Origin of the sequence: Oerskovia enterophila (genome assembly GCF_044748475.1) — a bacterium.
Classification (GTDB): Bacteria; Actinomycetota; Actinomycetes; order Actinomycetales; family Cellulomonadaceae; genus Oerskovia; species Oerskovia enterophila.
Map to the genome: position 1 here is coordinate 157,395 of NZ_JBIVFZ010000003.1, position 20,501 is coordinate 177,895.

Annotated in this window: 18 protein-coding genes; 6 read left to right on the forward strand and 12 right to left on the reverse strand. The window is 68.8% G+C overall.

Annotated features, from left to right (window positions below):
* The first annotated feature begins 2 nt into the window (after positions 1-2).
* Positions 3-2,129 carry a 3-hydroxyacyl-CoA dehydrogenase NAD-binding domain-containing protein gene (locus ACIPWA_RS10100; protein ID WP_400289876.1) on the forward strand — a complete coding sequence of 709 codons (2,127 nt, stop codon included), beginning with the start codon at positions 3-5 and terminating at the stop codon, positions 2,127-2,129.
* Between the two features lie 367 nt (positions 2,130-2,496).
* The gene (locus ACIPWA_RS10105) at positions 2,497-2,757 is read left to right on the forward strand and encodes a hypothetical protein (RefSeq protein ID WP_400289878.1); all 261 of its coding nucleotides are present in this window, start codon (positions 2,497-2,499) and stop codon (positions 2,755-2,757) included.
* Positions 2,758-3,254: 497 nt separating this feature from the next.
* Here the strand turns inward: ACIPWA_RS10105 and ACIPWA_RS10110 are convergent, their stop codons facing one another.
* Entirely contained in the window at positions 3,255-4,010 is a 756-nt protein-coding gene (locus ACIPWA_RS10110) for an SDR family NAD(P)-dependent oxidoreductase (RefSeq protein ID WP_400289881.1), read from the reverse strand.
* Between the two features lie 63 nt (positions 4,011-4,073).
* On the opposite strand from ACIPWA_RS10110, the gene ACIPWA_RS10115 reads away from it, so the two are divergent.
* Entirely contained in the window at positions 4,074-4,715 is a 642-nt protein-coding gene (locus tag ACIPWA_RS10115) for a hypothetical protein (protein WP_400289883.1), read from the forward strand.
* Positions 4,716-4,787: 72 nt separating this feature from the next.
* Here ACIPWA_RS10115 and ACIPWA_RS10120 read toward each other — a convergent pair whose 3' ends face one another.
* The 6 genes from ACIPWA_RS10120 to ACIPWA_RS10145 form a co-directional block, all read right to left on the reverse strand.
* Positions 4,788-5,708, reverse strand: coding sequence for a nuclear transport factor 2 family protein (locus ACIPWA_RS10120; RefSeq protein ID WP_400289886.1), 921 nt, complete (start codon positions 5,706-5,708; stop codon positions 4,788-4,790).
* Positions 5,709-5,812: 104 nt separating this feature from the next.
* Positions 5,813-6,286 (reverse strand): nuclear transport factor 2 family protein, encoded by a 474-nt coding sequence (locus ACIPWA_RS10125; RefSeq protein WP_400289888.1) that lies wholly within the window; start codon positions 6,284-6,286, stop codon positions 5,813-5,815.
* A gap of 41 nt (positions 6,287-6,327) precedes the next feature.
* The gene (locus tag ACIPWA_RS10130) at positions 6,328-7,017 is read right to left on the reverse strand and encodes a hypothetical protein (protein ID WP_400289890.1); all 690 of its coding nucleotides are present in this window, start codon (positions 7,015-7,017) and stop codon (positions 6,328-6,330) included.
* The gene (locus tag ACIPWA_RS10135; protein ID WP_400289893.1) at positions 7,014-7,664 is read right to left on the reverse strand and encodes an SDR family oxidoreductase; all 651 of its coding nucleotides are present in this window, start codon (positions 7,662-7,664) and stop codon (positions 7,014-7,016) included. The genes ACIPWA_RS10130 and ACIPWA_RS10135 overlap by 4 nt, the downstream gene beginning before the upstream one ends.
* On the reverse strand, positions 7,661-8,698 hold the full coding sequence (locus ACIPWA_RS10140) for an LLM class flavin-dependent oxidoreductase (RefSeq protein WP_400289895.1): 1,038 nt from the start codon (positions 8,696-8,698) through the stop codon (positions 7,661-7,663). Before ACIPWA_RS10140 ends, ACIPWA_RS10135 begins: the two co-directional genes overlap by 4 nt.
* 74 nt (positions 8,699-8,772) lie before the next feature.
* Positions 8,773-9,144: a MerR family transcriptional regulator gene (locus ACIPWA_RS10145; RefSeq protein ID WP_400289897.1), complete on the reverse strand. Its 372-nt coding sequence runs from the start codon at positions 9,142-9,144 to the stop codon at positions 8,773-8,775.
* A gap of 241 nt (positions 9,145-9,385) precedes the next feature.
* On the opposite strand from ACIPWA_RS10145, the gene ACIPWA_RS10150 reads away from it, so the two are divergent.
* From ACIPWA_RS10150 to ACIPWA_RS10160, 3 genes are all read left to right on the forward strand, one after another.
* Entirely contained in the window at positions 9,386-11,824 is a 2,439-nt protein-coding gene (locus tag ACIPWA_RS10150; protein WP_400289899.1) for a beta-glucosidase family protein, read from the forward strand.
* 372 nt (positions 11,825-12,196) lie between these two features.
* Entirely contained in the window at positions 12,197-12,637 is a 441-nt protein-coding gene (locus ACIPWA_RS10155) for a flavin reductase family protein (protein ID WP_400289901.1), read from the forward strand.
* Positions 12,638-13,157: 520 nt separating this feature from the next.
* Entirely contained in the window at positions 13,158-15,449 is a 2,292-nt protein-coding gene (locus ACIPWA_RS10160) for a DEAD/DEAH box helicase (protein ID WP_400289905.1), read from the forward strand.
* 3 nt (positions 15,450-15,452) lie between these two features.
* Here ACIPWA_RS10160 and ACIPWA_RS10165 read toward each other — a convergent pair whose 3' ends face one another.
* The 5 genes from ACIPWA_RS10165 to ACIPWA_RS10185 form a co-directional block, all read right to left on the reverse strand.
* Positions 15,453-15,899 (reverse strand): hypothetical protein, encoded by a 447-nt coding sequence (locus ACIPWA_RS10165; RefSeq protein WP_400289908.1) that lies wholly within the window; start codon positions 15,897-15,899, stop codon positions 15,453-15,455.
* On the reverse strand, positions 15,896-17,368 hold the full coding sequence (locus ACIPWA_RS10170; RefSeq protein WP_056650110.1) for a glutamate/gamma-aminobutyrate antiporter GadC: 1,473 nt from the start codon (positions 17,366-17,368) through the stop codon (positions 15,896-15,898). The genes ACIPWA_RS10165 and ACIPWA_RS10170 overlap by 4 nt, the downstream gene beginning before the upstream one ends.
* Before the next feature lie 151 nt (positions 17,369-17,519).
* Positions 17,520-19,037, reverse strand: a complete 1,518-nt coding sequence (locus ACIPWA_RS10175) for an MFS transporter (RefSeq protein WP_056763573.1) — start codon at positions 19,035-19,037, stop codon at positions 17,520-17,522.
* Between the two features lie 110 nt (positions 19,038-19,147).
* The gene (locus ACIPWA_RS10180) at positions 19,148-19,897 is read right to left on the reverse strand and encodes a PIG-L deacetylase family protein (RefSeq protein ID WP_400289912.1); all 750 of its coding nucleotides are present in this window, start codon (positions 19,895-19,897) and stop codon (positions 19,148-19,150) included.
* Between the two features lie 37 nt (positions 19,898-19,934).
* A complete protein-coding gene (locus tag ACIPWA_RS10185) occupies positions 19,935-20,378 on the reverse strand; it encodes a RidA family protein (protein WP_056650119.1) in 444 nt (147 codons plus the stop codon).
* Positions 20,379-20,501: the final 123 nt, after the last annotated feature.

Sequence of the window (20,501 nt, forward strand, 5' to 3'; positions counted from 1 at the left end):
CCATGAGCACCCAGACCACCACGCCCCGTGCCGAGCGCGTGACCCACTCCCTCGTCCGCGACGTCGAGCTGCCGGGCGGCGCGGGCACGCTCGCGCTCCTGACGCTCGACAACGGCCTGGACCACACCAAGCCCACGACGCTCGGGCCCGAGGGCATCGCCGAGCTCACGGCAGCGCTGACCACGCTCCAGGCGCGCGCGGCGCGCGGGGAGATCGCGGCTGTCGCCGTGACGGGCAAGCCCTACTTCCTCGCCGCGGGCGCCGACCTCACGCAGGTCGCAGGCGTCCGCACGCGCGACGAGGCCCTCGAGCTGGGCCGCAGCGGCCACGCGGCCTACCGCCTGCTCGGAGAGATGGGCGTCCCGACGTTCGCCTACGTCAACGGCCTGGCCCTGGGCGGCGGCCTCGAGGTCGCGCTCAACTGCGACTACCGCACGGTCGCGACCGACGCCCCCGCGCTCGCGCTCCCCGAGGTCGGCCTCGGCTTGGTCCCGGGCTGGGGCGGCGCCTACCTCGTGCCACGCCTCGTGGGCATCGAGAAGGCCATGGACGTCATCCTCACTCGCCCGAGCGCCAACAAGCCGTTCAAGGCCAAGGAGGCCTTCGAGATCGGCCTGGCCGACGCGCTGTTCGAGGCGCCGGACTTCCTCGAGTCCTCGATCCGCTGGACCGCCGACGTCGTGCGCGGCACCACGGTCGTCGAGCGCCGCGAGCTCGACCCGGCCCCGGTGTGGGACGCGGTCGTCGCCGGTGCGCGCAAGCAGCTCGACGCCGTCGTGCACGGGTCACGGCCCGCGCCCTACCGGGCGCTCGACCTGCTGGCCGCGGCACGCACCGCGACCAAGGACGAGGCCTTCGCGGCCGAGGACGAGGCCCTGGCGGACCTCATCATGTCCGACGAGATGCGTGCGAGCGTCTACGCGTTCCAGCTCGTCTCGCACGGCAAGCGCCCCGCGGGCGCCCCGGACCCGAAGCTCGCCCGCCCGGTCACCTCGGTCGGGATCGTGGGCGCGGGGCTCATGGCGGCTCAGCTCGCGCTGCTGTTCGCACAGCGCCTGGGCGTGCCCGTGACGATGCGCGACCTCGACGCCGAGCGCGTGCAGCACGGGCTCGACTACGTCCGCACGACGGTCGAGAAGCTCGTCACGACGGGCCGGATGAGCAAGGACACGGGAGCCAAGGTCCTGTCCTCGGTCCACGGGACCACGGACATCACCGAGTTCTCGCGCTGCGACTTTGTCATCGAGGCGGTGACCGAGGTCCTGGGGCTCAAGAAGAAGGTCTTCGCCGAGCTCGAGGGCATCATCGGCCCCGACACGATCCTCGCGACCAACACCTCGGCGCTGTCCGTGACCGAGATGGCCGCAGACCTGGCACACCCCGAGCGGGTCGTGGGGCTGCACTTCTTCAACCCCGTCGCGCAGATGCCGCTCGTCGAGGTCGTCCGGGCAGAGAAGACCTCGGACGAGGCCCTCGCCACGGCCTTCGCGGTCTCCAAGGCGCTGCGCAAGACCGCGGTGGGCGTCGCCGACCGCCCGGGCTTCGTGGTCAACCGCCTGCTCGTGCTGCTCCTGGGCAAGATCGTGGAGGCCGTCGAGAACGGCACCTCGGTCGAGGTCGCCGACCGCGCGCTGCGTCCCCTGGGCCTGCCCATGGGTCCGTTCGCGCTGTTCGACCTCGTGGGCCCCGCCGTGGGCCTGCACGTCCTGACGTCGCTGCGCGAGGACCTGGGCGACCGCTTCCCGTCCTCCCCCGGGCTCGAGAAGCTCGTGGCCGAGGGCACCAAGGTCGTCCTGCCGGCTCCGGCGCGCGGCATCCCCGCGAGCGTCGACCCGGCGATCCAGGCCTACTTCGGCACCGGTGAGGCCGGCGGACCGGGCGCGCTCGACGAGGCGGGCGTGCTCGACGCCGTCCTGGTGGCCCTGACCACCGAGATCGGCCACATGCTCGACGAGGGCGTCGTCCAGGGCCCCGAGCAGATCGACCTCTGCATGATCCTGGGTGCGGGCTGGCCGTTCCACGACGGCGGCATCACGCCGTACCTGGACCGGACGGGCTACACGGAGAAGGTCCTGGGCCGCCGTCTCCTGCCCGACGGCGTCGCGAACGTCCCGGCGCAGGTCGCCTGACGCGCAGCTCGCCGCTGGGTGCCGAACCCGAGGTTGGTCGGGCAACTCCGAAGAGTTGCCCGACCAACTTCGGGTTCGGTGTCTGCCCGCAGCCACCGGCACCTCCGAGGCGCCGACCCCTGTGGATCCGCATCTACCCCGGACGCAACCACCGCACCACGACCGTCGACGCCTGCGCACACGCGCACGCGTCGACGGTCGACACCTGAGAGGGCTCTTCGGAGTCCGTCCTGAGTTGCATCCAGATGAGCTTTCGACACCCTCAAACATGGCGTGAAACGGCTCGTTCCAGGTGAGTTTCGCGCGAAGGCCCCCGAGCCCGCAAGGCCGCTTGCGCTAACCACTCAATGCTGTGTCTGATGCGATCGTGACGTCAACGAGCTCAGGACCCGAGCTGCCCGGCGCTGCGCGGCTCGTTCCGGTCGAAGGGCTTGGACTGCTTCAGCCGGAGTCCGCGGTGATGGAGGCCATGCCGGAGGGCTGGGCGCGTCAGCAACGCGTCCGTTTTCTCAAGACCGCCACGATCGCCCATCGGCTTCGGATGGCTCGACGCATGGTCGAGTTCTCGAACCTCTACCCATGGCAGCGGACGGCGGTCGAGATCGAGGGGTTCATCGGGAATACGTGAGCTCGGCAGGTGTCAACAGCTCGTGCCTACACCGGCGATCTCCGGATGTTCTTGGAGTATCTGACCGACCGCCGTTACGGGTGGGAGGCGGTGCGCCTGGAGCGGTTGGCGAGGCACCGCAGCAGGTGCTTGATGAGTGGAACAGTGTCGTGCACTCCAGCGAGTACGAGGGCTCTCCTGGGGTCCGATAGGAATCCGGCGCAGCAGATCACTCGTGATGAGCGGGTGCTCCACGCGCGCGGGGTCATCCGTAGTCGGGTCTTCGTCGTCGAAGCCCTCCTCGTCACCATCCACGCCAGCGACACCCCAGTAAGGCCGGAAGAGCTCCAGTGTCCGTTCTCAATCTAGTTGGCGGTCTCCAACTGCAAGAACGCCAACTAGAACGAGAACGACGGGCGCTCAAATTCTCAGTTGACCTGGCATGTCCGGACCGGAGGTCTGGCGCCGAGTAGTCGAGCGCGAGGAGCACGGGACTTGATGTGCGAGGAGTTCGAGCCTCAGGCAAATACGTCCGGCTGCCCGGCGGTCTCGCCGCCGTCCGCGATGAACTCCGCGCCGGTGGAGAAGGAGCTCGTGTCGCCAGCGAGGAAGAGGACCATCGCCGCGATCTCTTCGACCTGTGCGGCGCGGTGCATGGGTACGTGGGGGTAGTCGGCATAGAGGCCATCGATCATTGCGGTCTGGACGTTGCCCGGGTGCACCGAGTTGACGCGGATGTTGAACGGCGCCAGCTCGAGTGCGGCTGACTTCGTCAGCCCGCGAATCCCGAACTTGGATGCGTTGTATGCGGAGGTTCCCGCGAACCCCTTCAGTCCAGCTGTGGACGAGACGTTGATGATCGACCCTGCTCCGCGCGCGCGCATCGACGGCACCACTGCGCGAATGCCCTTGAACTGACCGGTGAGGTTGATGCTGATGATCCGCTCCCACGCGGAGTCCTCGTACTCCCAGATGGGTGCCTGCCCCAGGATCCCGGCGTTGTTGACCAGGACGTCAACGCCCCCGAACTCGGCCTCGGCGGCAGCCACAGCGGTGGTCCACTCGTCTGTCGAGGTGACGTCGAGGTGGACGAAGTGGGCGGCCTCGCCCAGCTCTGCGGCGAGAAGGTGACCGGCTTCGTCGGTGACGTCAGCGATGAGCACACGGGCTCTGGCTGCTACCAGGGCGCGTGCGTGCGCTGCGCCCATGCCGTTTGCCCCGCCCGTGACGATGGCGACCTTGTTGGTGAGTGCCGCGGCTCCGTTGACCATCATTGCTCCTCTTCGAATTCCGGATCTGACACATGTCAGATTTTGAAGCGACCCTATCATTGGCAGATGGCACTGGATCGCCCCCGAGCGGAGCTCGCACTGCGTCAAGCTGTTGTCACGGTCGCAGGCGAGACCCCGATCAGCCTCGTGAGCGTCACCGAGCTGTGCCGTGTCGCTGCGGTCACGCGGGATACGTTCTACCGATATGCCAGCAGCCCGTCCGAGTTGCTGGCGCGCGTCCTCGACGATGACCTCACCGCGTACGCGGCTCTGGCGAACAGGATCCCCGAGGGACCACCCGCTGGCGGCACAATGATGGATCTGCCGTCCGAGGAGCTCTTCTCTCACATCGAGCGATTCTGGCCGCAGTACCGCCGTGCGCTGGTGACTGGGCTGCCCTCGGAACTGCGCGACGTACTCATCGCCCGCATCGAACAGGTGCTCGTGACGTTTGCCGTTTCGCATCCTGACGCCGTTCCGCAGGAACTCTCAGACATCGAGCGCAAGACCGCGTTGTCCATGATGATCCGCTACGCCGCCTCGGGTGCGGTAGGCGCCATCGAAGCCTGGCTCGCCTGCGCTGATGAGGCATCCGCAGCCCCGGCGATGGGACGCGCGCGTGCGATCGCCACTGTTCACGCGGCGAGCGGCGTCTGGTTGGTACAACGAGCAGTCGACGAGCCGAAGATCGTCAGTAGAACCACTTGATGGTGGAAGGTCCCGTCCCCTCTGCGACCGCACAGCCCGCCGTTCTGGCGCCACGCGGCCCAGGCGGGCGTGTCATGGGGTGCCGGTCCAGCCTTCGCGATAGTCGAAGTGCCGGATGCGCCATTCATCGTCGTCGAGGACCAGCTGAAGTTGATATCGCGCGCCAAACAGGGGTGCGCCGCTAGCGTCCACGTCGCGTTGCGGAATGACTCTGCCGACCACCATGGAGGCGGTGCGAGCGTCGTCGAGGGTGACGGCCAGCGGCAGTCCGAAGTGTTGCATGTGTGGCCAGTGCCGTCGAAATGCCTTCTGTTGTCCGATGATGTCTCGGCGGCCCTCGCGATGCCCCAACGGCATGAACTCACCGGACGCGTCCGGTGCGTACGCGCCTACGAGCAGGGCGATGTCACCTTGATCGATCGCCCACGCGTATCGGGTGTAGGCGTCGACGACCCTCTGCTCTGCGCTGAGGCCCGCCAGTGCGGGCACTCCACATGCCCAGGGTGAATCGATCTCGCTGACGATGATCGGAGTTGGGTCGCCGACCTGCCAGCCGGAGCGATCAGGCAACTGCCACCTGGCGAAGTGACGTCGGGTGCCCTCGACTTGGGTGACGCTGAGGCGGAGGTCGGTGAATACCCAGCCGTCAGGTCCCGGGACGAGGTTGGCGAGCAAGACGGCGCCGAACACTGCCTCTGTGCGGTTGCTCTCATGGGCGAAGACGCCGTAGAGGTATGCGGTGAGCGTTGTGCGGGCGAGGTTACCTGCGACGTAGGCGTTGGTCGAGACGATTCGCGTCGGTGCGGCGGCGGGGAAGTCGGTCGCGAGCGTGTCGGCGATAGTGGCCGCAGTGAGGACTTCTCCGTGCGCGCTGCTGCGCAGCACCGCGTCGTCAGTGAGGGCGGCCCGGATGCCGGTGGTGTCGTGGGAACGCCAGCCGGCGATGAACCGCTCAAGAGTCGACAGGACGTCCGCCCTGATGTTCGTGGTCATGGGTGTCCCTCCCGATGGAGACGAGTAGTCTGTGTGCGACCTTCCGGCGATGGGCGCCGCGGTGCGAGACGCAGCATCCGTGCCGCCTGCCGCGCGTGGCCGGGCTATTCCGGTAGCACGAGGTCGGCTGCGGGAAGGCCGCCGCCGACTGCGGGCACCGGCCAGGTGACGTCCAGGCGGGAGCGGCTGATGCGCCATGCACCGTTCTCGATCCGGTACTCGTCGGCGTAGGTTCCGAGAAGGATCCATCGCTCGTCGTTGGGGTCGGTCTGCAAGTCGATCAGGTACGACCTGCCCTCTGCTGTTCCGGGACCGGTGAACTCGATCCAGTGGTTGGTGATCGCGTGGTGGAAGGGGTAGATGCCGCTGCCGGTCGTGTCGTAGGCGGCGAATGCCTCACTCAGTCCCGCGAGGACGGCTTCCAGTCCGTGCCACTTGCCGCGGCCGGCGTCGACGATCGCGTCGCTTGCGAACACTTCGCCGAGCCGGTCGACGTGGTTGCTGTCGAGCAGGTGCGCGTACTTGATGCGGAGACTGCGGATATCTTCGGTGGCGAGGAGTCGGTCGATGGGGTCCACGATGGTCCTGTCTGATGGTTGTTGAGGTACTGGATGGTGGTTCACTGCGCGTCGATCGAAGAAACGGTCGGGTGCGTCGCATCCGCGTTGTCGAGGAGCGCGATCCGCACGGTCCGCGGCGAGGCGTTCTGTCCGCGGATGGTCACGTAGGCGGTGTATGACGATGCGGGCGCTGAACTCGGTGCCCACACCTTGACGTCGGCGGTGCTTGTGAGAGGTCCGAGAGCAGCGACGAAGATCGGCTGGTCCTTGGGGTTGGCCAAGGCGCTGTGTATCAGCCCACCCACGCGATGAGCTGCCCAGGAAGGCTGATACACCGGATCGGTATCGGGCAGCACCGGTGTCTTGTCGAGCGCCACGAACCGCGCCTGGCCGTCCCGGAACGTGATGACGGTGTCGTACTTGATGATGGCCCCGGCGACGCCATCGAGGGTGGGCGTCTGGTAAGCGACGACGAACGACAGTCCGCCGCTTCCCGCGCCGGCCTCGGACCAGACCGCGTGCAACATGTGGTGGGCACTCGTCGCGTCCGGAACCGCTTCGAACCATCGCTGCAGCGATTCATGGCTGTGCGCGAAGGTGACGCCTCCGTGGTGGCCGGTGAGAGTGACAGCGGGTTCGAACATCGTCATGTGGTCGGGGGTGTTGCCCCAGTCTGTCTCCAGGAACGCGAACCAGCGGTGCGCGAGGGCGAGGGCCGCGTGCTTACGACGGGCTGCTGTGTCGGTCATCGGGGCGTCGCGTCCTCGAGCGGAGTGTCGCCGTCGATGACGTTGAGGACATGGCCGGTCGCCCGATCGGTCGTCGCGAGCAGCGCCAGAAGCGCACCCGTGTTGGCGCGGCTGGTCGTTCCGTCCTTGACGGAAGGAGCGATGGTCACGCGTCTCGTGAGGGGGGCGTCGTTGAGCGCCCCGGGACGGACGATCGTCCACCGCAAGGTGCTGGCACGCAGTGCCTCATCGGCGGCGTGCTTCGCCTTTTGGTAGGCGAGCATGTCCGGGTGCGTGCCGCCCTCAGGCGGCTCGTCCGCACCGAGGTAGGACACCTGGATGAATCGGTCGACGCCGACGTGCGCGGCTGCTTCCATCGCTTTGATCGCGCCTGCTCGATCCATCGTGTCCTTCCGCCCTGGGCCGGACCCGCCGCCGGAGCCTGCAGTGAAGATGATGCTGTCGACACCGCGAACTGATGCTGCGAGCTCGTCCGTCACGGACTGTTCGAGGTCGATGACGACGGGTGTGGCGCCGTCGGCGACGATGTCGTCGGTGTGCGCAGGGTTCCTGACGACCCCGATCACGTCGTGGCCGTCAGCGCTGAGCAAGCGAGCGGCGATGCGGCCGACCTTGCCGTGCGCGCCGATGATGGCGATAGTGCTCATGGCGTCTCCGGTGTCGTTGGCGGGGTCGACGTCGATGGCAGGTCGAGAGCTCGGGCGAGCCGACCCAGAGCCGCCGTGCGGTTCTGTTCGTCGGGGACCATCGGGTTGATCATGACTTCGTCGGTGCCGTACGTATCTGCGAGACGGCGAACCTGCTCGGCCACCTGCGCCGCTGTTCCCGACACCAGCCGACCCGCGTTGCGGTCACGTGCTGCCAGCTCCCCGGGGGACCAGACATGATCCCGGACGGCGGCCGTAGACGGTAGACGACCGAACGGCGCTGCGCTCTCTGCATGTGCGAGCCACAGGTGGAACGCGTCCGCGAGCCCGGCGGCCTCCTCCTCGGTGTCACCGATGGCGGCGAACACCGCGACGATCACCGCAGGATCGTCTAGAAACTCGCTTGCCTGAAACGCTGACCGGTACTCCTGGGCCGCCGCGGGGCCCTGCCCGGACGGGTTGATGAAGTGCGCGAAGGTGAAGCCGAGCCCGTTCATCCCGGCAAGCTGCGCGGTGGAGCCGCTCGCCGCGAGTACCCACGGCACAGGGAGGGTGTCCAACTGCGGAGCTGCGGAAACGCCGACGTACCTGGAACTGGCGCGATGCTTGCCTGTCAGGAACCCGACGAGGTCGGTGACCTTCTCCGAGTAGGGCAGTGTTCCCGCCTTCTCGTCGTTCAGCGCGGCAGTCACGCGACGGTCAGCGCCTGGGGCGCGACCGAATCCAAGGTCGATGCGCCCTGGGTTCAGGGCATCGAGGGATCGATAGTTCTCCGCCACCTTCATGCTGCTGTAGTGCGGAAGCATCACTCCGCCGGATCCGATCCGGATCGTCGACGTGTTCGCGGCCAGATGTGCCATGAGCACTTCAGGGCTGACGCTCGCGAGGGCTCCGGTGCCGTGGTGTTCCGAGACCCAGTACCGGGAGTAGCCGAGGCGTTCTGCCTCGCGGGCCAACCGGGTCGAGGCGCTGAGCGCGTCGTGCGGGTTCTTGCCTTCGTCGATGGGTGCGTAGTCGAGCACTCCGAGTCGCATGTTCCTCCTCTGACGTCCGGCGTTCGGACATCGAGCAGGCTAAACCTTCACACTCATGTGAAGGTCAAATGGACTCATGCAGCAGTGGTCGACGCCGCTTGCGCGAGGTAGCGACGAATCGCCTCTGCTTGGTCGACGAGTGCCGCGATACGCTCTTCGAGCGCGACGAGTTCGGCATGCAGGTTGGCTGCCATCTCGGGATCTGTCATGGCGCGAAGGTCGGCTCCTTGCCCGGTGAAGCACGGCAGCAGTCGCTGGATCGCGGTGGTGCTAAGGCCCGCCTCAAGGAGCGATCGGATCTGCAGAACTCGTTGTACGCTACCGTCGTCAAAGTCTCGATAGCCGTTGGGAAGGCGCTCGGGATGAAGCAGGTCCTGCTCCTGGTAGTACCGAAGCAGCCTGGTCGCGACCCCTGTGCGGCGCGCTAGTTCGCCGATCTGCATCATTCCCGCTTCCTTGAGTGCTGCCGTTGACATGCGGCCGATTCGCTCGAGAGCCAAGGCCCGAGCACCGGCCTCCGCGGACGATGTCTGCGATCGTAGGTATGTCTACTTCGCCAGCGGTCGTCTCTCCCGCCGCCCGGGGCGACCTAGCCCCTGGGCCCCTAGAAGTCCTATGAACCCATGGGCACCATCACACGCCCTGCATCCAGTAAGTCTATTGCAGGACCCATAACGAGGACGTGAAATGATCACCGACCGCGTACAGGAACTCGTAGCGAAGCTCGACCTGTCGGAGAAGGTCCAGCTGCTCACTGGCCGGGACTTCTGGACGACCTGGCCGATCGAGAAGATCGGGCTGCGACGCATGCTCATGTCCGACGGGCCGTCGGGGGTCCGCGGCGAGGTGTGGGACGAGCGTGACCCGTCACTCAACCTGCCGTCCGCGACGGCGCTGTCGGCGTCCTGGGATCGAGCGATCGCCTACCGATACGGTGCCGTTGCCGCTGTCGAAGCTCGCCGCAAGGGGGTCGACGTCGTGCTCGGCCCGACCGTCAACCTGCAGCGTTCCCCGCTCGGAGGACGTCACTTCGAGGCGTTCAGCGAAGACCCGGTCCTCACAGCCGACCTCGCGGCGGCGTACGTCGACGGCGTGCAGCACAACGGGGTCGCCGCGACACCGAAGCACTACGTCGCCAACGACTACGAGACCGACCGGTTCACCGCGTCGACCGAGGTGTCCGAACGGGCGCTCCGTGAGCTCTACCTGCTGGCCTTCGAGAAGGCGGTGACCGAGTCGCACGCATGGGCGGTGATGTCGTCGTACAACTCGATCAACGGAGTCACCGCATCGGAGAGTGATCTCCTCGAGACACCGCTGAACTCTGAGTGGGGCTTTGACGGCATCGTCGTCTCCGACTGGACCGGCGTCCGATCCATCAACTCGGCCAAGGCGTCACAGGACGTCGCGATGCCCGGCCCGGACGGCGCGTGGGGCCCCGCGCTGCTCGCCGCGGTCCAGAGCGGAGAGGTCTCCGAGGCGGCGATCGACCGCAAGGTCCATCGCATCCTGCACCTGGCTGCGCGGGTGGGCGCGCTAGAAGGATTCGACGCCGTCGCCGCAACCCCGGTCAACGTCGAGGACGGCGTGGCATTTGTGCGCGAGGCCGAGGCAGAAGGGATTGTCCTCGTCCGCAACACAGGCGTGCTGCCGATCCAGCCGAAGGGCGTCTCACGGATCGCCATCGTCGGCCACAACGCCGACCAGGCCCGCACCCAGGGTGGTGGCTCCGCGACGGTGATCCCCGAGCGCGTCGTCAACCCGATCGAAGGTATCCGTGCGGCATTCCCGGACGCGACGGTCGACTACGCGATCGGCGCCGTCGTGCAGGAGGGCATCGCAGAGTTCCCCCTGTCCGCAATCACGAACCCGGCAACGGGTCAACCAGGAGTCCGGGCACGATTCCTCCGCGGAAGCGAAGAGCTGTTCGTCGAGGACCGCAGGGCAACCGTGCTCGTGTGGTTTGGTGGGGATGCGCCGATCAGCAACTCAGACACGCTGGAGCTCGAGACGACGTGGACTCCCCAGGTGACGGAGGACACTCGAGTCGGGGTCGGTTCCGCAGGAGTCAGTCGTCTGTGGGTCAACGGCGAACTCGTCCTGGACGAGGACGTCCCGAGCGTCGGCGATGCGCTCGGTGCCGCGTTCACAAATCCACCGACCGTCTCGGTCCCTGTCCACGCACGCGCCGGCGAACCGATGCACATCCGGATCCAGCACACGTTCAGCGCAGACAGCGCCCTTGCTGGCGCTCTCGCCTACCAGTTTGGAACCGAAGCGGACGGGGGAGCCCCCCAAGCCCTCATCCAGGCGGCAGTCGAGACAGCCACCGGCGCAGATGTCGCGATCGTGGTCGTGGGAACCAACGCCCGCGTCGAGTCCGAAGGCTTTGACCGCACCACGTTGGCACTCCCTGGTCACCAGGACGCGCTGGTGCGTGCGGTGGCTGCCGCGAATCCGAACACCGTGGTCATCGTCAACGCGGGCTCACCGGTCGAACTACCGTGGCGGGACGAGGTGTCGGCCGTGCTGCTGACGTGGTTCGGAGGTCAGGAGTACGGCAACGCGCTCGGCGATGTGCTCACCGGCCTTCGCGAACCCGGCGGACGCCTGCCGACGACGTGGCCGATCGCCGAAGGTGACGTGCCGGTCATCAACGTCACACCAGTTGACGGAAAGGTCTCCTACGACGAGGGCATCCACATCGGGTACCGCGCCTGGCTGAAGGCTGATGTGACTCCGGCCTACGCCTTCGGATTCGGACTCGGCTACACGACCTGGACCATCGACGACGTCGCAGCCTCTCCGACCGTCTCCGAGGGAGGGACGGTCACGGTATCGGCGACCGTCACGAACACAGGGGTCCGGACGGGAAAGAACGTCGTGCAGGTCTACGCCTCTCGCGAGGAGACCTCGATCGACCGACCCGTGCGGTGGTTGGTCGGTTTCGAGACCGTGCGCCTCGACGCCGGATCGTCGGTTTCCGTCGAGATCAAGGTCCCGGCCCGCGCATTTGCGCACTGGGACGGAGCATGGGCGTACGAACCCGGTGAGTTCAAGCTGCACGCTGGATCCTCTGTCGCCGACATCGCTGGTACGGCACCAGTCGTGGTGACGAAGAGCTGACGTCACCACGTCCCGGCGATGCGGAACGGTCCGAGTGTCGCGCCGTTCCGCATCGCTGGGCGCTCCGCGCGAGCGGACTTGACCTTCACATGCCTGAGAACGTTTAGCGTAGTTCTCCTCAGGACGACAGCTCAGGTCAGGAGGGCCAGTGAGGCACGCGAATGTGCACGACGCACCGATCGATGGGGACTCGAGACCCCCGTTTGAAAGACAGGACGACACCACGCTGGAAGCGCGAGTCCTCCAGTTGGGGAGTCAGCGGTGACTGCGACGTGCGCAATCGCGCACACCAGCGGTCCACCACACATTCGTGGGGTGTGGTCCACGTGTTGCGGGGCACTGCCGGTCTCGGAGCACGACTTCAAGGCCGCCATGACCCAGGTCGCCACTCCGGTCTCAGTCGTCACGACCGTACATGAAGGGGTGTCGCATGGCACCACCGTCAGTGCGTTCATGTCGCTCTCGATGCGTCCACCGATGGCACTGGTCTCCCTGGACGCAGGCTCACGACTGCTCGCCGTCCTGGAGCTCGGCAGCACGATCGGGCTGAACGTGCTCGCAGCCACGCAGGACCCGCTTGCCCGCCACTTCGCCACCAAGAACGAGGACAAGTTCGCGGGAGTCGAGTGGGAGCTCAGTTCTGGCGCGCCACGCCTCCCTCATACCCACGCGTGGATAGCAGGTTCGGTCTCCCAGATCATCCCAGCCGGAGACCATAGCCTGATCCTTGTGAACGTGGAGGCATCCGAGCCAGGGCAGGGATCACCCCTGACCTATTGGCGCGGCGGCTTCGGGACCCATGTCGCTTCGTAACGCTCGACCGCGCTGGCGCAGGTAGTTCGTCGCGTCGCGATAGTAGCGCGAAGAGCTGGGACAAGATCTTCACGATCTCGGGGGAGCAGTCAGCCGCAGCCAGGAAGTCAGACTCGAGCAGGCTCTCAAAATTTACGTGCCCATGGTTGGTCGACGACCACCGCAAGCCCTCGTAGTAGCGCTTGCTTGGCCATGAGGCGAATCGCGTCACGGGGATTCGCGACCGCCCACGCGCGAAAGCGGAGTGTCGCTCGTCTGGTTGATCGGGATCCGACACACTCGGACACCTTCCAGTGGGCCGCAGTGGCGCGCCCAGCGCATTGCGAGACGTGCCGACTAAATGGAGAACAGACAGCATCCAACTCTGCGATCTCTAAGGCCTCGTCCGCGACCGCTCGACATCCCCACCCTCCTGGAGCGCCGATGATAGCGTCACGGGGCCCTCGAACCGTGGCGCAGCGACCGCCGATCCTCACGAGAGTCCCTTCTCCCCCGCCGACGTCCCCAGGAGCTCCGCCCGATGACCGCGCCCGACGCTCCCCGCCCGACGCCCGAGCAGGCACGGGAGGTCGTCGCGCTCGCCGACGAGGTCGCGGCGCTGCTCTCGGGTCTCGCCGGGGCGCCGGCCCGGTTCCGCGAGCACGTGCGCACCGCGTTCGGTTCCAGCCAGGAGGACAAGGTCCTGGGCGAGCTCTCGGCGATCGGGGTCGAGCGGCTGCGCGAGGTCAGCGGTGAGCGGCTGCGCGTCGGTCGCCTGGTCGACGGCGGCATCACGACCGTCGGAGCCGTGCTGCGCGCGGGACCCGCCGGGCTCGAACGGCTGCCCGGGATCGGGCCGCAGACCGCGACGCACTGCCTCGCGGCCGCGGCGCAGATCGCGCAGGCCGTCCAGGAGACCCTGCGGTTCCGGATCGACGACGCCCCCGGCGACCCGTTCACGACCGGCCTCGTCCAAGCCCTTGCGGGGCTCGACGCAGCGCGCACGGGAGCGACGCGGCACCGGCAGGTGATCGTCACCTTCCTCGAGGGGCACACGGAGCACCGGGCCGCGGCCCAGGAGGCGACCCGCGCGGTCCGGTCCTTCTTCTCGCTGCCCGCGCGGCGCCGTCGGGCGGCGGACGCCGTGCGCGACCTTGCGCGGCTCACCCGGGACGCCGAGCAGTCCGGGGCCGTCGCGGCCGCAGGGCGCGTCGGCGCCCTCCAGGCCGAGCCCGTCGACGCCTTCGAGGCGTGGACGGACTTCCGGGCACGTTCGGCGACGTACTACGCGCTGCTCGACGACGTCGTGGACATCGGGCGCGACCTCGAGGCCACCGAGGGCCACCTGCCGCCCGAGCTCCTGGCCCGCGTGAACGAGCAGCCGCTCGACCAGTCCCTCCTGACCGCGTCCCTGCGCGGGTACCAGGTGTTCGGGGCGCGCTACGCCCTCGCCCAGCGACGCACGATCCTGGGCGACGAGATGGGCCTCGGCAAGACCGTGCAGGCCATCGCCGCGATGGCGCACCTCGCCGCGGGCGGCGCGACGCACTTCCTCGTGGTGTGCCCCGCGAGCGTCATGACGAGCTGGGTGCGCGAGGTCGGGCGGCACTCCACGCTGCGCTCGCTCGACGTCCACGGCCCCGAGCGTGCCGAGGAGGCCGCGCAGTGGGCGCGCGAGGGAGGTGTGGCCGTGACGACGTTCGAGCAGGTCGGGCTCCTGCCGCTCGACCTGCCCACGCCCGCGATGCTCGTGGTCGACGAGGCGCACTACGTCAAGAACCCCGAGGCCAAGAGGTCGCAGGCCGTGGCCGCCTGGGCGGGACGCACGGAGCACGTGCTGTTCCTGACCGGCACCGTCATGGAGAACCGCGTCGAGGAGTTCCGACGCCTCGTGGCCTACCTCCAGCCCGACGTCGCCGAGCAGGTCAGCGCCGCGCACGGGGCCGCGGGGGCCGAGCGGTTCCGGCTCGCCGTGGCCCCCGTCTACCTCCGGCGCAGCCAGGAGGACGTGCTCGAGGAGCTGCCCGAGCTGCTGCAGGTCGAGGAGTGGGAGTCGTTCGGTCCGGCCGACGGCGCCGCCTACCGCGACGCGGTGCGCGAGGGCAGCTTCATGGCCATGCGCCGGGCCGCGTACGCCGTCGACCACCCCGAGGACTCGGCCAAGGTGCGCCGGCTCGTCGAGCTCGTCGAGGAGGCCACGGGGAACGGCCGCAAGGTCGTCGTGTTCACGTACTTCCGCGACGTCGTCGACCTCGTGGTGCGCGCGCTGGGCGACCTCGCCGCCGGACCGCTCACGGGGTCCGTGGGGGCGAGCGCCCGCCAGACGATCCTCGACGACTTCACGGCCTCGCCCGCGCCCCGGGCGCTCGTGAGCCAGATCGACGTGGGCGGGGTCGGCGTCAATCTCCAGGCGGCGTCCGTCGTCATCCTGTGCGAGCCGCAGGTCAAGCCCACGACCGAGGCCCAGGCCGTCGCACGCGCCCACCGCATGGGTCAGGTGCGCACCGTGCAGGTCCACCGGCTCCTGGTCGCCGACACGGTCGACGAGCGCATGGTCGAGATCCTCGGGACCAAGGCCCGGCTGTTCGACGCCTACGCGCGACGCAGCGTCCTGGCCGACGCGCTGCCCGGCGCGGTCGACGTGTCGGAGGCCCGGCTCGCGCAGACGATCGTCGCGGCCGAGCAGGCGCGCTGGCTGGGCGGGGAGCCGGTCGTGGCAGCCGCCGCCGGGGCGACGGTGGCCAGAGGGCTCGTGGACGGCGTGGTGCTGGACCACGACGTGCAGGACGCGCCGGCCGACGCGCCGTGGGGCGAGGGCAGCAACGACGTCTGACGGTCAGGTCCCTGTCACCGCGTCGGTCTTGAGGTCGTCGACGAACGCCTGGAACTCGTCCAGCTCCTCGGGGCAGTAGATCTCGATGATGAGCAGCTGCCCCTGGACCACGCGGCTGTCGGCGATGACCGGCCTGGCCCCGGGACCGGTGGCCCCGTTGGCCAGCTGCGCGAGCAGCGTCGCCCGGCTGAGCGCCTCGTTCGGGTTCGCGCAGGTCGCGCCGCCGTCCTCGCCGAGGACGCGCACGATCTGGTCCTTGTCGGGGGTGCGTGCGCCGGCGTCCTCGAGCGCGGCGATCAGCTCGTCGGCCTTGTCCTGCGCCCGTGCCGTCTCCCGGACGACGCTGAACGCGAGGACAGCCCACACGCCCATGGCGACGAGGATCACGCACGCGCCGATGTAGATCCACCGACGTTCGTGTCGCGGCTGGTTCTCCGCCGGTGTACTCACGAGGCCACCTCCGTCGACTCGGCCTGCTTCCAGGACGGCTTGCGGAACCGGTAGAACAGGAACGGCACGAACAGGCCCAGGCCCAGGGCCCCGCCACCCACGATGAGGAAGTAGACCAGCGGGCTACCGGAGGAGAACTGCGACGGCGGGATGAACCCCACCAGCAGGGCCGCCAGGGAGGCCGCGAAGCCGACTCCGCACATGCTGACGAGCATCGGGGCCCGGAACCCTCGCGGGTGGTCGGGCTGCTTGCGACGCAGCTTGATCGCGGCCACGAACATCAGCAGGTACATGATCAGGTACACCTGCGTCGTGATGACCGAGAAGATCCAGTAGGCGCTCGAGACGTCGGGGATCAACGCATAGGCGAGGCCGATCACGGTGGTCACGATCCCCTGGACCACCAGGATGTTCTGCTGGACACCGTTCTTGTTGAGCCGCTGCAGGAACGGTGGGAGGTACCCCTCTTGTCGGGAGATGAGCAGCAGGCCCTTGGAGGGACCGGCCAGCCAGGTGAGCATGCCACCGAGCGACGCCGTGACCAGCATGATCCCGACGATCGGGGTCAGCCACTGCCACCCGAAGTTCGCGAACACCGCGTCGAAGGCCTGCATCACGCCGGCCGTGAGCGAGAGCTCCTCGGCCGGCACGATCCAGCTGATCGCCAGCGCGGGAAGGATGAAGATCGCGAGCACCATGCCCATCGCGAGGAACATCGACTTCGGGAACTGCTTCCCGGGGTTCTTCAGCGACGACACGTGGACCGCGTTCATCTCCATCCCGGAGTAGGACAGGAAGTTGTTGACGATGAGGACGAGGCTCGAGAGCCCCGCCCAGGCCGGCAGCAGGTTGTCGGCGGTCATGGGCGCCGCGGACTCGTTCCCCTGACCGAGGAAGACGACACCGAGGGTCACCAGGACGACCCCCGGGATCAGGGTCCCGATGATGAGCCCGCCGCTCGCGAGACCGGCAACCCCCTTGGTGCCGCGCGAGGAGACCCAGACGCCGGACCAGTACACGACGATGATCACCGCGGCCGTCCACACCCCGCTGCTCGCGAGGGCGGGGTTGATGACGTAGGCGAGCGTGCTCGCGACGAACCCGAGCAGGCTCGGGTAGTAGAAGATCGTCATCGCGAACTGGCACCACACCGCGAGGAAGCCCATCGGCTTGGAGATGCCCTCGGAGACCCACTTGTAGATACCACCGGTCCAGCCCGAGGCGAGCTCGGCGGAGACCAGCGAGGTCGGCAGCAGGAAGACGACCGCGGGCAGAAGGTAGAGGAACACGCAGGCCAGGCCGTAGACGGCCATCGTCGGCGCCGCGCGGAGGCTGGCGACCGAGCTGGTCGTCATCATCGCCAGCGCGACCCACGAGATCCACTGGGTGTTCGTCGCGCGGGCTCGGGCGGCCGGGACCGCCGCCGCACCGTCGACGGGTACGTCCGCGGGGACGTCCGCGGCGCTCATCGCGCTTCCTGAAGGGGGGCGTACGTGGTCATGACTGCCTCCGTCGACTCCATCGGTCAGGCCTTTGTTCGAGTGTGCAGCCGGGGGAACCCTTCACACCTCATTCACATCGCGTGAACCGCAGTCGCCGACGAGGAGCCGGCACGACCGTTCAGTCCCGGTCCGACCCGGTTTGTCCTGCGGTCGCCGAGGTGGGCAACGTGAAGGAGACCGCCGCGGCCGCCGCGGCGGCGTCGTCGAGCGTCCCCTTCGCCGCGCGGTGGCGACCGATCACGACCGCCATGAGCACGCCGAGGAAGCTGAAGATCGCCATCATCCATGCGGCGGCCGCCAACCCCGAGGCCAGGGCGTCACCCTGCACGGCCCCCGCAGCGGTCCGGGACGCGATCACGTTGCCGTAGATGGTGGCTGCCAGCGCCGTCGCGACCGCTGCGCCGACGTACCGGGCCATGTTGGAGATCCCGGACGCTCCTCCCACCTGGTTCTCGGGCACCGCTGCCGTGGCCGCTGCCGACGCAGGGCCGTTGGACAGGCCCATGCCGACCGCGATCGCGACCAACGGCAGCAGGAATGCGGGGTAGAGCCACGACGCGTCGACGAAGCCCACGAGCACGAAGCCGGCCGTGGTCAGAGCGAACCCGAGCCCGATCGTCTGCCGTCCGCCGATCTTCGCCGCGAGCCGCGGCACGAGCGGGGCGATCACCACGAGCCCCACGGTCGCCGGGAGCGTCGCGAGCCCCGCCTGGAGCGGGCTGAAGCCCAAGGTGGCCGGGTCCTGGAAGTACAGGCTCAGGAGGTACATCAGGCCGTTGATCGTGCCCGCCCCGATGAGGATCGCGATGGTCGAACCCACGAGCACGCGGTTGTGCAGCAGCGCGAGGTCAACGAGCGGGACGGCCACCCGCCCCTCGACGACGACGAACGCGACGGCCGCCCCGACAGAGATCGCGAAGCACCCCAGCGTGGCCACCGAGAACCAGCCCCAGTCGCCGCTCTTGGTCACACCCAGGATGAGCGGGGTCAGCGTCAGCGCGATGAGCACCGTGCCCGCGTAGTCGATCGTCCTCGGCCGGTCCGGGTCCCTCGACTCGGCGACCGTCAGCGCCGTGAGGACCATGCAGAGCACCGCGATCCCGGCGTCGATCCAGAACAGCCCCTGCCATCCGGTCACGTCGACGAGCACGCCGCCGACCAGCGGACCGGCCGCCGCGCCCACGGCAGCCGCCGCGCCCCACAAGGAGACGGCCCGGAGCTGGGCGTCTCCCGAGTTCGCGACCGAGAGGAGGCTGAGCCCGCAGGCCAGGATGGTCGCCCCGGCCGCTCCCTGGATCACGCGACCGGCGATGACCATGCCCCCGGAACCGGCGAGCGCGATCATCACGCAGGACGCGACGAACAGCAGCAGCCCCAGCTGGAAGACCCTCCGACGGCCGAACACGTCGCCCAACGAGCCCGACGTGACGATGACCGCCGCACCCACCAGCGAGTATCCGGTCACGGCCCACTGCAGCGTGGTGACGGACGTCCCGGTGTCCTCGGAGATCGCCGGGAGCAGGATGCTGACGGCCGACGTGTTCGCGTTCACCACCAGGGTCGAGATGCACGTGGCCGCGAGCACCCCGCCCGTCCTGGCACCGACCTGCCCACCAACCTTCGCAGCGTCGCTCATCGCACTGCCCTTCCCGTGACCGGCTCGGGGCGGGTACCCCTCACACACGGTAGGGCAGATGATCGCGGCGCTCCTGTCGAACGCGCGACCCGGCGGGGCACGGTGCGGCGCTAGTCGTCCCAGCCCATCTTCAGCACCTCGAACGCCGTGGCGTGCTCGACGCCCATGCGGGCCCCGCCCGCCCGGCTCATGGTCGCGAGGAACTCGGCCGGGTCGAAGTGCTCCCACCCGAGGCCGGCGATGTACGCGGCGTGCGCCCGGAGCGAGGCGACGCCCGCGTCGAACGTCCCGGTCACGTCCACGCCGTGGGCCGCGTCGGGCGATCCGGCGACCCAGACCTGCCGCACGCCTCCCCACGGCTCCAGGCCCGCCTCGACCTGGTCGTGGAAGACCCACCGGTTCCCGGCGTCTCGCACGGCGTCGACGACGGCGCGACCGGTCGCGATGTGGTCGGCCTGGTTGAGCATCCCGCCCGGGAAGGTCTCGCGGTAGTTGCCCGTGATCACGACCTCGGGGCGGTGCCGCCGGACCGCCGCCGCGACGGCCGACCGCAGCGGCAGACCGTACTCGAGCACGCCGTCGGGCAGGCCCAGGAACTCGACCTCGTCGACGCCGACGATCGCGGCCGACGCCACCTGCTCGGCCTCGCGCACCACGCGCGCCTCGTCGTGGGCCAGCCCGTCGATCCCGGCCTCGCCGCTCGTGACCATGGTGTAGACCACGGTCTTGCCCTGCCCGGTCCAGCGCGCGACCGCGGCGGCTGCCCCGAACTCCATGTCGTCGGGATGGGCGACGACCGCGAGCGCCCGCGTCCAGTCCTCGGTCAGCGGGGTCAGGGGCGCCTGCGGTGGGTGGTTCATGCTCCCCACGGTATGCCCGGGCGCCCGGGCCAGCAGGTCAGCGGACCGCCGCGACGGCCTCGACCTCGACGAGCTGGTCGTCGTAGCCGAGCGCAGCGACGCCGAGCAGCGTGCTCGGCGGGTCGTGCGGGGCGAGCGCGTCGCGCACGACCTCCCACGCGGCCACGAGGTCGTCCTGGGAGGTCGAGGCGACGTACACGGTCGTCTTGACGAGGTCCGCGAAGGTCGCGCCCGCGTCCTCGAGCGAGATCCGCAGGTTCGCCATGGACCGGGCGGCCTGTGCCCGGACGTCACCGACCCCCACGGTCGCGCCGTCGTCGTCGAGCGGGCACGCGCCTGCGGCGTAGACGAGCCGCACGCCCGACGGGACGACCGCGGCGTAGGCGTACTCGGCGACGTCGGACAGGCGGGGGCTGCGCACGAGTCGCGCGGCGGGGGTCGACGGCTCAGCGCTGGACGGGGCGGCGGGGACAGCAGGCACGGGTTCTCCTCGGGGTCGACGGGTGTCCCCCGATCCTCGACCATCTGCCGCCTGGGATCCAGGCATTTCGGGCCGGCGGCCCGGCGTCCGCGATAGCGTGGACGTCCACCTCGCGCAGCGTCG